This window comes from Paraburkholderia diazotrophica, from assembly GCF_900108945.1.
Classification (GTDB): domain Bacteria; phylum Pseudomonadota; class Gammaproteobacteria; order Burkholderiales; family Burkholderiaceae; genus Paraburkholderia; species Paraburkholderia diazotrophica.
The window spans coordinates 16,968-29,087 of record NZ_FNYE01000004.1 but is presented as its reverse complement, the minus strand read 5'-3'; the positions used below and the strand labels follow the sequence as shown (position 1 = coordinate 29,087).

The following is a 12,120-nucleotide window of genomic DNA, read 5'->3' as shown; positions in this document are numbered from 1 at the left end:
CAAAACCGTGCGGCGCTGCCAGACCGCTTGGGTGCCGCGTCAGAGAAAGCGATGTATCAGAAGACGCGCGCCGAAGCACCAAGCCTGACGATGGCCTAACGATGAATCGGTAATCATGGAATTCACGACCGTACTGTTCTACATCTTCGCGTTACTCCTGACGGTGTCAGGGCTGAAGGTGATCACTTCGCGCAACCCGGTGGCATCCGCGTTGTTCCTCGTGCTCGCGTTCTTCAACGCGGCCGCGATCTGGATGCTGCTGCAGGCGGAATTCCTCGCGATCCTGCTGGTGCTGGTGTACGTCGGCGCGGTGATGGTGCTGTTCCTGTTCGTCGTGATGATGCTGGACATCAATCTCGACGTGCTGCGGCGCGACTTCAAACGCTTCGTGCCGATGGCAGCGGTGGTGGGCGCCATCATCGTGGTCGAAACGGCGCTGATCCTGTGGCACGGCTATGGCGCGACGGTTCAGCCCGTGCGCGACACGACGGCCGCCGTTGCGGGCGCCGCCGACTGGTCGAACACGCGCCTGATCGGCAAGGTCATCTACACGGATTACATCTTCGCGTTCGAAGTGGCTGGCCTCGTGCTGCTGGTCGCGATCATCGCGGCGATGGCGCTGACCGCGCGTCATGGCAAGGACAGCAAGCGCCAGCGCGTGTCGGAGCAGGTGAAGGTGCGCCGCGAAGACCGCGTGCGCGTGGTCAGGATGGCAGCAGAGAAGGAACGTCTGGCTGAACCTGAAGCCATTACCGGCGACGCTGGCGCCGGCAAGAACAGCTGACGTAGAGGAGAAGAAACATGTTGTCACTTGCCCATTACCTCGTGCTCGGCGCGATCCTGTTCGCGATCAGCGTCGTCGGCATATTCCTGAACCGTCGCAACGTCATCATCATCCTGATGGCGATCGAACTGATGCTGCTGGCGGTCAACACGAATTTCGTCGCGTTCTCGCATTACCTTGGCGACGTGCATGGCCAGATCTTCGTCTTCTTCGTGCTGACCGTCGCGGCAGCCGAAGCGGCGATCGGCCTCGCAATTCTGGTGACCCTGTTCCGTAGCCTCGACACGATCAACGTCGAGGATCTCGATCAGCTCAAAGGTTAATTTCAGGCACAGGCTCTTATGTCAACGACACTCAATGAAAACCTGTTGCTGGCGGTTGCGCTCGCACCGCTGGCCGGCTCGCTGATCGCAGGGCTGTTCGGCAAGACGGTAGGGCGTGCGGGTGCGCACTCGGTCACGATCCTCGGCGTCGCGATTTCGTTCGTTCTTTCGTGCATCGTTTTCCTCGACGTGCTGAACGGCGCGAGCTTTAATGCGACCGTGTACGAATGGATGACGGCCGGCAAGGTCAAGTTCGAAATCGGCTTCCTCGTCGACACGCTGACGGCCATGATGATGTGCGTCGTGACCTTCGTGTCGCTGATGGTGCATATCTACACGATCGGCTACATGGCCGACGAAGAGACGGGCTACGAGCGTTTCTTTTCGTACATCTCGCTGTTCACGTTCTCGATGCTGATGCTCGTGATGAGCAACAACTTCCTCCAGCTGTTCTTCGGCTGGGAAGCGGTGGGTCTCGTGTCGTACCTGCTGATCGGCTTCTACTTCAAGCGTGAGAGCGCGATCTACGCAAACATGAAGGCGTTCCTCGTCAACCGCGTGGGCGACTTCGGCTTCATTCTGGGCATCGGCCTGATCCTCGCGTACGGCGGCTCGATGAACTACGGTGAAGTGTTTGCGAAAAGCCACGAACTGGCCTCGCTGACTTTCCCGGGCACCGACTGGGGCCTGCTGACGGTCGCGTGCATCTGCCTGTTCATCGGCGCAATGGGTAAGTCGGCGCAGTTCCCGCTGCACGTGTGGCTGCCGGACTCGATGGAAGGCCCGACGCCGATCTCCGCGCTGATTCACGCGGCAACCATGGTGACAGCCGGTATCTTTATGGTGACGCGTATGTCGCCGCTGTTCGAGCTGTCGGATTCGGCGCTGTCGTTCATCACGGTGATCGGCGCGATCACGGCGCTGTTCATGGGTTTCCTCGGCATCGTGCAGAACGACATCAAGCGTGTCGTCGCTTACTCGACGCTGTCGCAGCTCGGCTACATGACGGTTGCGCTCGGCGTATCGGCGTATCCCGTCGCCGTGTTCCACCTGATGACGCACGCGTTCTTCAAGGCGCTGCTGTTCCTCGGTGCGGGCTCGGTCATCATCGGCATGCACCACGACCAGGACATGCGCAACATGGGCGGCCTGCGCAAGTACATGCCGATCACGTGGATCACGTCGCTCGTCGGTTCGCTCGCGCTGATCGGCACGCCGTTCTTCTCGGGCTTCTATTCGAAGGACTCGATCATCGATGCGGTCAAGCTGTCGCATCTGCCGGGTTCGGGCTTCGCGTACTTCGCCGTTGTCGCAAGCGTGTTCGTGACGGCGCTGTACTCGTTCCGCATGTACTTTATGGTGTTCCACGGTGAAGAGCGCTTCCGCGGTCCGAAACATCCTGACTCGCCGATGGGCGCCGAAGCCGCCGCGCACGGCCACGGCGATCACGGCCACGGCCATGGTCACGACGACCATGCCCACGAGCCGCACGAAACGCCGTGGGTGGTGTGGGTGCCGCTCGTCCTGCTCGCGATTCCGTCGATCGTGATCGGCGCGATTGGCATCGGCCCGATGCTGTACGGCGATTTCTTCCAGCACGGCGTGGCGTTCGAGAAGGTTATCTTCATCGGCGAAAACCATCCGGCGCTGCACGAGATGGCGGAAGAATTCCAGGGCTGGGCCTCGATGGGTCTGCACGCCGCGTCGGGTGTGCCCGTGTGGCTGGCGCTCGCGGGTGTCGTGGTGGCGTGGTTCCTGTATCTGCAGCGACCGGATCTGCCCGCTACGCTGCGCCGTGTGTTCGGTCCGATCTATACGCTGCTGGATAACAAGTACTACATGGACAAGATCAACGAAGTCGTGTTCGCACGCGGCGCCGTGGCAATCGGCCGTGGCCTGTGGAAGGAAGGCGACGTCGTGGTCATCGACGGTATTGTCAACGGAAGCGCGCGCTTTATCGGCTGGTTCGCGAGCGTGATCCGTTTCCTGCAATCGGGTTACATCTACCATTACGCGTTTGCCATGATCATCGGCATGCTGGGGCTCTTGACCCTGTTTGTAACGCTCGGCGGCAAATAAGAACAGGCTGGAGACACTTCACATGCACACGACGTTTCCGATTCTAAGTATCGCGATCTGGATGCCGATTGTTTTCGGCCTGGTGGTTCTGGCCATCGGATCAGATCGCAATCCCGGTCCTGCGCGCTGGATTTCGCTGATCGGGTCTGTCCTCAGTTTCATCGTGACGATTCCGCTGATCACGGACTTCGACGCGAGCACGGCCGCATTGCAGTTCGAAGAGAAGGCCGGCTGGATCGATCGCTTCAATATCACGTACCACCTCGGCATCGACGGCATCGCGATGTGGTTTGTCGTGCTGACGGCGCTGATCACGGTGGTCGTCGTGATCAGCGCGTGGGAGGTCATCACGAAGAACGTTGCGCAGTACATGGCGGCGTTCCTGATCCTGTCGGGCATCATGGTCGGCGTGTTTTGCGCGGCCGACGGCCTGCTGTTCTACGTGTTCTTCGAAGCGACGCTGATCCCGATGTACATCATCATCGGCGTGTGGGGCGGGGCGAACCGCGTGTACGCGGCGTTCAAGTTCTTCCTCTATACGCTGATGGGCTCGCTGCTGATGCTGGTCGGCCTGCTGTACCTGTACACGCAGACGGGCACGTTCGATCTGGCAACGTGGCAAGCCGCGAAGCTGTCGATGACGCCGCAGGTGCTGCTCTTCATTGCGTTCTTCCTCGCGTTCGCCGTCAAGGTGCCGATGTGGCCCGTGCACACGTGGCTGCCCGATGCGCACGTGGAAGCGCCGACGGGCGGCTCGGTCGTGCTGGCCGCGATCATGCTGAAGCTGGGCGCATACGGTTTCCTGCGCTTCTCGCTGCCTATCGCACCGGATGCGAGCCATTTCCTCGCACCCGTCGTGATCACGCTGTCGCTGATCGCCGTGATCTACATCGGCTTCGTCGCGATGGTGCAGGCCGACATGAAGAAACTGGTCGCGTATTCGTCGATTGCTCACATGGGCTTCGTCACGCTCGGCTTCTTCATCTTCAACCAGCTCGGTACGGAAGGCGCGATCGTGCAGATGATCTCGCACGGCTTCGTGTCGGGCGCGATGTTCCTTTGCATCGGCGTGCTGTATGACCGCATGCACTCGCGTCAGATCGCCGATTACGGCGGCGTCGTCAACACGATGCCGAAGTTCGCCGCGCTCGTGATGCTGTTCTCGATGGCGAACTGCGGCTTGCCGGGCACGTCCGGTTTCGTCGGCGAGTTCATGGTGATTCTGGCCGCCGTCCAGTACAACTTCTGGATCGCGTTCGGCGCGGCCGTGACGCTGATTCTCGGCGCGGCCTATACGTTGTGGATGTACAAGCGCGTGTACTTCGGCGCGGTTGCGAACGACCACGTGAAGAGCCTCGTCGACATCAACCGTCGCGAGTTCTTCATGCTGGCGGTGCTCGCCGCGTTGACGCTGTACATGGGCATCTATCCGAAGCCCTTTACCGAAGTGATGCACGTGTCGGTGGAAAACCTCCTCTCCCACGTCGCGCAGTCGAAGCTGCCGCTACCGCAGTAATGCCGAGCGGAGGAATTTAAAAGATCATGCAAAACGCTCCTATGACCGCCTTGTTGCCTGACGCGCTGGTGATGGCCGCCATCGTCGTCGCGTGGCTCAACGACACCTTTGCCGGGCCCGACAGCCGCAAAACGACGTATTTCATCGCGCTCGTTTCGTCGGTGGTGGCCGGCATCTGGTTTGCCATCGAAGCCTTCGCGCCGGGCGCCGGGCCGCAGTACTTCTTCTCGCGCATGTACGTGGTGGATCCGTTCGCCAGCGTGATGAAGGCGGTCGTGTCACTTGGGTACGCGCTGACGATCATCTACTCGCGCAAGTACCTGGAAGACCGCGGCCTTTACGAAGGCAACTTCTTCCTGCTCGGCATGTTCTCGCTGCTGGGCCAGCTGATCATGATCTCGGGCAACAACTTCCTGACGCTGTACCTCGGTCTGGAACTGATGTCGCTGTCGCTGTACGCGGTGATCGCGCTGCGCCGCGATGCCGCCCCGTCGAACGAAGCCGCAATGAAGTACTACGTGCTGGGCGCGCTGGCTTCGGGCTTCCTGCTGTACGGCATTTCGATGCTCTACGGCGCGACGGGCTCGCTCGAACTGAACGAAGTGCTGAAGGCCGTTGCATCGGGCCGCATCAACGACGTCGTGCTGCTGTTCGGCGTGATCTTCATCGTCGCGGGTATCGCGTTCAAGATGGGCGCCGTGCCGTTCCACATGTGGGTGCCTGACGTCTATCAGGGCGCGCCGACTGCGATGACGCTGATCGTCGGCGGCGGTCCGAAGGTTGCGGCATTCGCGTGGGGCTTGCGCTTCCTGGTGATGGGCCTGCTGCCGCTCGCCGTCGACTGGCAGGAGATGCTGGTCATCCTCGCTGCGCTGTCGCTGATCGTCGGCAACATCACGGGTATCGTCCAGCGCAACGTCAAGCGGATGCTCGCTTACTCGGCGATCTCGAACATGGGCTTCGTGCTGCTCGGTCTGCTGGCCGGCGTGGTCGACGGCAAGACGGGGTCGGCCGCGAGCGCATACGGCTCGGCGATGTTCTACAGCATCGTCTATCTGCTGACGACGCTCGGCTCGTTCGGTGTCGTGATGCTGCTTGCGCGCCGCGAGTTCGAAGCCGAAACGCTCGAAGACTTCAAGGGCCTCAACCAGCGTAGCCCCATCTTCGCGTTCGTGATGATGGTGATGATGTTCTCGCTCGCCGGCATTCCGCCGACGGTCGGCTTCTACGCGAAGCTCGCGGTTCTCGAAGCGACGATGAACGCAGGTCTCACGTGGCTCGCGGTGCTCGCCGTGATCACGTCGCTGTTCGGCGCGTTCTACTATCTGCGCATCGTCAAGCTGATGTACTTCGATGACCCCGTCGACACGACGCCGCTCGTGGGCGACGCCTGCAAACGCACGCTGCTGGCACTGAACGGTGTCGCCGTGCTGGTGCTCGGCATCGTTCCCGGTCCGCTGATGTCGATCTGCCTGAACGCGATTTCGCATACGCTGCCGCTGTAATGTCGGCGGCGGGATGGTTCATCGTGCTGTTGGCGCTTGCGGGCGCCAACTTGCCGTTTCTGAATCAACGCCTCTTCGGTGTCGTGCCCTTGAGTGCAGCGAAGAAAAGCGCGTGGATCAGGATCGGCGAACTGATCGTGCTGTATTTCATTGTCGGTGCGCTCGGCTTCCTGCTCGAAGCGCGCGCCGGCAACCGCTTCGAACAGGGCTGGCAGTTCTACGCGATCACGTTCAGCCTGTTCATCGTGTTCGCCTTCCCGGGCTTCACGTTTCAATATCTCGTCAAACGGCGCTGACGGTTCCAGCCGTCGCGCCTCTCGCCGCAAGAGGCCGCACATGGCAGAACTTCCCGATCACGACGCTGCGCTCATCGAGACCTGCATCAAAAGCGAAGTGGCTTATCAAGGGCCCTTCATGACGGTCAAGTGCGATACCGTGCGCCTGCCCGATGGCAAAACGGCGACGCGCGAATACGTCCAGCATCCCGGCGCCGTGATGGTGATTCCTCTCTTCGACGACGGCCGCGTGCTGATGGAAAGCCAGTATCGCTATGCGATGGGCAAGGTGATGTACGAGTATCCGGCAGGCAAGCTGGACCCGAACGAAGACTCGCTGACCTGCGCGAAGCGCGAGCTGCTCGAAGAAACAGGCTACACGGCGCGCGAGTACGTCTATCTGACGCGTATTCACCCGATCATTTCGTACTCGACCGAGTTCATCGACATCTATGTCGCGCGCGGCCTGACGGCAGGCGAGCGCAAGCTCGACGACGGCGAGTTCCTGGAAACGTTCATCGCGAAGGTGACGGACGTGTCGGAATGGATACGCACGGGCCAACTGAGCGACGTGAAGACGATCATCGGCACGTTCTGGCTCGAGAAGTTGCTGTCGGGCGAATGGCCGGCGAACGCGGCAGAGGCGGACTGATTCGCCGTCCGCTTCGACTCGGCGACCGCCCGCAAAACGGCAGCCCTTGTGCTGCCGTTTTCCATTTCTGGCGTTCGTTGTGGGGCGGCGATCGACGCTTCCGCGCATCGTGCGCCAACGCGCTAAAATCTCTGCTTACCGCTTTGTGCCGCACCTCGTGCTTGCCCAATGTCGGAGCGCTATGTCGGTGCGCCGCCGCCAGCCAGCTTGCAAGAGCGCAAGCCAAAGCAGAAGCCAAGGCGATCTTAACGAACGACCGTTCACAAATTTCGATTTTGCGCTAAACTCGTACGCAAGCCCTGATTCCACATGAAGGTCCTCGATCTACAGTGTCCGCACGATCATCGGTTCGAAGGCTGGTTCGCTTCCGCCGATGACTTCGAATCGCAGTTGTCCCGCAAGCTGGTCGAATGTCCGATTTGCGGTGCGACCGAAGTGAGCCGTTTGCCGTCGGCGCCGCGCCTGAATCTGTCGAAGGCGACGAGCGCTCCGTCCGACAAGGCTCCCGCGAACGCTAGCGAATTGCAGGCGCACGTGATGCGCGCGCTGCGCGAGGTGCTGGAAAAGACCGAGAACGTGGGCGACCGCTTTGCCGAGGAAGCGCGGCGCATTCACTACAATGAAGCGCCTGCTCGAAGCATCCGGGGCGTCACGACGCCTGAAGATGCGCGCGCCCTTGTCGAAGAAGGCATCGATGTGATGCCGCTGCCCGTACCCGCCGCGCTGAAAGAGCCGCTGCAATAGCCATGGCTTGCAGTGCTCCTGGCGGCGACAGGCCGCGGCCAGGAGACACTGCGCATGGATCTGAACTATTCCCTCGCCGACGACGCGTTCCGCGCCGATATCCGCGCCTGGCTCGAAGCGAATCTGCCTGACGAGCTGCGCGACAAAGTCCTCAACCACAAACGTCTGAATCGCGACGACTTCGCGAACTGGCACAAGCTGCTCGGCAAGCGCGGCTGGTCGGCGCCTGCGTGGCCCGCCGAATATGGCGGCCCGAACTGGGACGCGACGCAGCGCCATATCTGGGACGAAGAGTGCGCGCGCGTCGGCGCGCCGACGGTGTTGCCGTTCGGCGTGTCGATGGTCGCGCCCGTGCTGATGAAGTACGGCAGCGAAGCGCAAAAGCGCCACTATCTGCCGCGCATTCTCGACGGCACCGACTGGTGGTGCCAGGGTTATTCGGAGCCAGGCGCGGGCTCCGATCTCGCGTCGCTGCGCACGCGTGCCGAGCGCGTCGGCGACCATTACGTCGTCAATGGCCAGAAGACCTGGACGACGCTCGGCCAGCACGCCGACATGATGTTCTGCCTCGTGCGCACCGACAGTGGCGCGAAAAAGCAGGAGGGTATCTCGTTCCTGCTGATCGACATGAAGACGCCGGGCATCACCGTGCGTCCCATCATCACGCTCGACGAGGATCACGAAGTCAACGAGGTGTTCTTCGAGGACGTGAAGGTTCCTGTCGAGAATCTCGTCGGCGATGAGAATCGCGGCTGGACGTATGCGAAGTATCTGCTCGGTCATGAACGCACGGGCATCGCGCGCGTCGGGCAGTCGAAGCGCGAACTCGTGTTTCTCAAGCGTCTCTCACTGACGCGGAAAAAGAACGGCAAGCCGCTGCTGCACGATCCGCTCTTTGCCGCGAAAGTCGCGAGCCTCGAAATCGAACTGATGGCGCTCGAAGTCACAGTGCAGCGCGTCGTGGCGAACGAAGCGGGCGGGCGCGGTCCCGGACCGGAGGCGTCAATGCTGAAAATCAAAGGCACGGAAGTGCAGCAAGGACTGACGGAGCTGATGGTCGAAGCCGTCGGGCCGCTTGCCGCGCCGTTCGATGTGCCGTTCCTCGAAGGCGAACGCGCGCACAGCATCGCGGGCGACGACGATGCCGCGCCGCTCGCCGCGTACTACTTCAACTATCGCAAGACCTCGATCTACGGCGGCTCGAACGAAATTCAAAAGAACATCATCGCGCAGATGATTCTTGGACTGTGAGGAGCGGCGCATGGACTTCAATTTCACCGAGGAACAACAGCAATTCGCTGACGCGCTGCGCCGCTACCTCGACAAGCACTACGGCTTCGAAGCGCGCCAGGCGAGCGTGCGCTCGGAAGCGGGCGTATCGGAAGAGCACTGGTCCGCGTTCACCGAGCTCGGCTTGACCGCGCTGCCCGTGCCCGAGGCGCAGGGCGGCTTCGACGGCGGCACGGTCGACATGCTGGTCGTGATGCAGGAGCTGGGACGTGCGCTCGTCGTCGAGCCGTACTGGTCGACGGCTGTCGGCATCGAAGCGCTGAAGCTCGCCGGCACGGGCGAAGATGATGACGTCGCGCTGCTCGAACGCGCGGCGCAAGGGGAGAGCAAGCTTGCCGTCGCGTTTCATGAGCCCGACGCGCGCTACGATCTGTTCGTGATCGAAACGAAGGCCACGCGTCAAGGCGACGGCTACGTGCTGAGCGGCACGAAGTCGGTGGTGCTGCACGGCGCGCAGGCCGATCGTTGGATCGTGCCCGCGCGGCTCGACGGAGAAGTGACGCTGTTCGTCGTCGCACGCGATGCTGAGAGCACGCAGACCACTGCGCAAGTCACCGACTATCGGACGATCGATGGCCAGCGCGCCGCGACGCTCGTGTTCAACGCGACGCCGGCACGCAAGCTGAACGGCAGGCATGCGGGCGCAGCAGCGCTCGAGCACATCGCCGACTACGGCATCGTGTTGTTGTGCTCGGAGGCGATCGGCGCGCTCGATGCGCTGAATCACGCGACCGTCGAATACACGAAGACGCGCCAGCAATTCGGCGTGCCTATCGCGCGGTTCCAGGCGCTGCAGCATCGGATGGTCGAGATGCTGATTCACACCGAGCAGGCGCGTTCCGCGACGTATCTCGCGGCCGTGCGCTACAGCAGCAATGATGTCGACGAGCGCCGCCGCGCGGTGTCCGCGGCGAAAGTGCGCGTGGGCCAGGCCGCGCGCTTCGTCGGCCAGCAGGCTGTGCAACTGCACGGCGGCATGGGCGTGACGAACGAAGTCGCGGCCGCGCATCTGTTCAAGCGCCTCGCGATCATCGAGACCACGCTCGGCGATGTCGATCATCATCTTGCGCGCTCCGTCGCGCTGCCCGGGTTCGCGACGGCCGACGCGTGAGCGCCGCCTTCAACACATGCAACGAGGTGACAGATGGGTTTGAGCTACGAGGACATGGAAGTCGGCAAGACGTATGAAGTCGGCACGCACACGTTCACTCGCGACGAGATTATCCGCTTCGCGGAGCAGTACGATCCGCAGCCGTTCCACGTCGACGATGGCGGCGCCGCCGCGTCACCGTACGGCACGCTGATCGCGAGCGGCTGGCACACATGCTCGGTGATGATGGGCATGCTCGTGCGCAACATGCTGCAAGGCTCGACGTCGATGGGCTCGCCGGGCATCGACGACTTGCGCTGGCTCAAGCCCGTGCGCGTCGGCGACACGATCCGCATGACCAACAGCATCCTCGACAAGCGCGTATCGGCGAGCAAGCCCGACCGCGGCATCGTGTCGACGGAATGGCAGGGCATCAATCAGAACGGCGAACTCGTGATCACGGTGCGTTCGAAGGCGATCTTCGGGCTACGCAAGCCCGGGGCGGCTGCATGACGCCCGAGCTGACGCTGAGCCACGCCGACGACGTGCGCGCGCTCGTCGGCCAGCCGCCGCGCGTGAGCCATTGGGTCGAAGTCGATCAGGCGAGCGTCGATCGCTTTGCCGTCGCGACGGGCGATCATCAATGGATTCATGTCGACCCCGAGCGCGCCAAGCGCGAGTCGCCGTTCGGTGGCCCGATCGCACATGGCTTTCTGACGCTGTCGCTGATTCCGGCGCTGCTCGTCAGCACGTTCGTCTTCGAGCAGCGCATGGGCGTCAATTACGGGCTCAATCGCGTGCGCTTCACTGCGCCTGTGCCCGTGGGCTCGCAGTTGCGCGCGCGCTTTGCCGTGTCGGGCGTGACGGATGTCGAAGAGGGCGGCGTGCAGATCGTGTGGAACGTGACGCTCGAACGGCAGGGCAGCGAGCGCCTCGTGTGCATCGCGGAATTCATCACGCGACACTATTTCTAGCATGCCCGCAAGCGCGGTTGCGATGAGCTTCAAAGCATCGCAACGGCGCGCTTCGCCGATGCAGCCGCTCAGTGCTTCGCGTACTGCGTCGCGCCGAACAGCACTTCCTTCGCCTTTTCGTCCATCAACGGCACGCGCTCCGACGCGAGCACTTCGACGCCGCGTTGCACGGCGGGGCGCGCGGCGATCTCTTCCTGCCAGCGCTTTACGTTCGGAAACTCGTCGATCTGCAAACCCTGGTTTTGCCACGAGCGCGTCCATGGATACGTGGCGATATCCGCGATCGTGTAGTCGTTGCCCGCCAGATAACGCGTCTTGCCAAGCTTTGCATCCATCACTCCGTACAGGCGCTTCGCTTCGTTCGTGTAGCGGTTGATCGCGTATTCGATCGGCTGCGGCGCATACACGCGGAAGTGGTGCGTCTGGCCGAGCATCGGGCCGATGCCGCCCATCTGGAACATCAGCCATTGCAGCGTTTCGTAACGCGCGGCGGGATCGGTGGGGAGAAACTTGCCTGCCTTCTCGGCGAGATAGATCAGGATCGCGCCGGACTCGAACAGCGAAAACGGCTTGCCGTCCGCGCGTTTCGGTCCGTCGCTGTCGACGATGGCGGGAATCTTGTTGTTCGGGCTGATCTCTAGAAACGCATGCGTGAATTGATCGCCAGCGCCGATGTTGATGGGATGCGCCTTGTATTCGAGGCCCGTCTCCTCGAGCATGATGTGAATCTTGTGGCCGTTCGGGGTTGCCCAGCTGTAGACGTCGATCATCGTGGCTCCTTCCGTATGTCTGGTTGTCTGCGACGCTGTTCGGTTTTTTGCTCTTTCGCTGGCATCCGCGATGCGCCTCGCGGCGCAGGCGTTGCCCCTGTGCGGGGCGCCACCTACT

Annotated in this window: 13 protein-coding genes; 12 read left to right on the top strand and 1 reads right to left on the bottom strand. The window is 62.1% G+C overall.

What is annotated here, in order from left to right:
- Window positions 1–115: 115 nt before the first annotated feature.
- From BMW76_RS06765 to BMW76_RS06710, 12 genes are all read left to right on the top strand, one after another.
- Window positions 116–784: an NADH-quinone oxidoreductase subunit J gene (locus tag BMW76_RS06765; protein ID WP_090864395.1), complete on the top strand. Its 669-nt coding sequence runs from the start codon at window positions 116–118 to the stop codon at window positions 782–784.
- Between the two features lie 17 nt (window positions 785–801).
- Entirely contained in the window at window positions 802–1,107 is a 306-nt protein-coding gene (gene nuoK, locus BMW76_RS06760; RefSeq protein ID WP_087733282.1) for an NADH-quinone oxidoreductase subunit NuoK, read from the top strand.
- 18 nt (window positions 1,108–1,125) lie between these two features.
- On the top strand, window positions 1,126–3,186 hold the full coding sequence (gene nuoL / locus BMW76_RS06755; protein ID WP_090864394.1) for an NADH-quinone oxidoreductase subunit L: 2,061 nt from the start codon (window positions 1,126–1,128) through the stop codon (window positions 3,184–3,186).
- Between the two features lie 22 nt (window positions 3,187–3,208).
- Window positions 3,209–4,702, top strand: coding sequence for an NADH-quinone oxidoreductase subunit M (locus tag BMW76_RS06750; protein WP_090864393.1), 1,494 nt, complete (start codon window positions 3,209–3,211; stop codon window positions 4,700–4,702).
- A 26-nt stretch (window positions 4,703–4,728) separates the two neighbouring features.
- Complete coding sequence (nuoN, locus tag BMW76_RS06745; protein ID WP_090864392.1) at window positions 4,729–6,207, top strand: NADH-quinone oxidoreductase subunit NuoN; 1,479 nt, start codon at window positions 4,729–4,731, stop codon at window positions 6,205–6,207.
- Window positions 6,207–6,503, top strand: a complete 297-nt coding sequence (locus BMW76_RS06740) for a DUF2818 family protein (RefSeq protein WP_090864391.1) — start codon at window positions 6,207–6,209, stop codon at window positions 6,501–6,503. The genes nuoN and BMW76_RS06740 overlap by 1 nt, the downstream gene beginning before the upstream one ends.
- Window positions 6,504–6,543: 40 nt before the next feature.
- Window positions 6,544–7,134: an NUDIX domain-containing protein gene (locus tag BMW76_RS06735; protein WP_090864390.1), complete on the top strand. Its 591-nt coding sequence runs from the start codon at window positions 6,544–6,546 to the stop codon at window positions 7,132–7,134.
- Window positions 7,135–7,443: 309 nt separating this feature from the next.
- Entirely contained in the window at window positions 7,444–7,878 is a 435-nt protein-coding gene (locus BMW76_RS06730; RefSeq protein ID WP_090864389.1) for a DUF1178 family protein, read from the top strand.
- Between the two features lie 54 nt (window positions 7,879–7,932).
- Entirely contained in the window at window positions 7,933–9,129 is a 1,197-nt protein-coding gene (locus tag BMW76_RS06725; protein ID WP_090864388.1) for an acyl-CoA dehydrogenase family protein, read from the top strand.
- Window positions 9,130–9,139: 10 nt separating this feature from the next.
- A complete protein-coding gene (locus tag BMW76_RS06720; RefSeq protein WP_090864387.1) occupies window positions 9,140–10,279 on the top strand; it encodes an acyl-CoA dehydrogenase family protein in 1,140 nt (379 codons plus the stop codon).
- Window positions 10,280–10,312: 33 nt separating this feature from the next.
- The gene (locus tag BMW76_RS06715; RefSeq protein ID WP_090864386.1) at window positions 10,313–10,771 is read left to right on the top strand and encodes a MaoC family dehydratase; all 459 of its coding nucleotides are present in this window, start codon (window positions 10,313–10,315) and stop codon (window positions 10,769–10,771) included.
- Window positions 10,768–11,232 carry a MaoC family dehydratase gene (locus tag BMW76_RS06710; RefSeq protein ID WP_090864385.1) on the top strand — a complete coding sequence of 155 codons (465 nt, stop codon included), beginning with the start codon at window positions 10,768–10,770 and terminating at the stop codon, window positions 11,230–11,232. The genes BMW76_RS06715 and BMW76_RS06710 overlap by 4 nt, the downstream gene beginning before the upstream one ends.
- A gap of 68 nt (window positions 11,233–11,300) precedes the next feature.
- Here the strand turns inward: BMW76_RS06710 and BMW76_RS06705 are convergent, their stop codons facing one another.
- Window positions 11,301–12,002, bottom strand: a complete 702-nt coding sequence (locus BMW76_RS06705; protein WP_090864384.1) for a glutathione binding-like protein — start codon at window positions 12,000–12,002, stop codon at window positions 11,301–11,303.
- Window positions 12,003–12,120 lie beyond the last annotated feature (118 nt).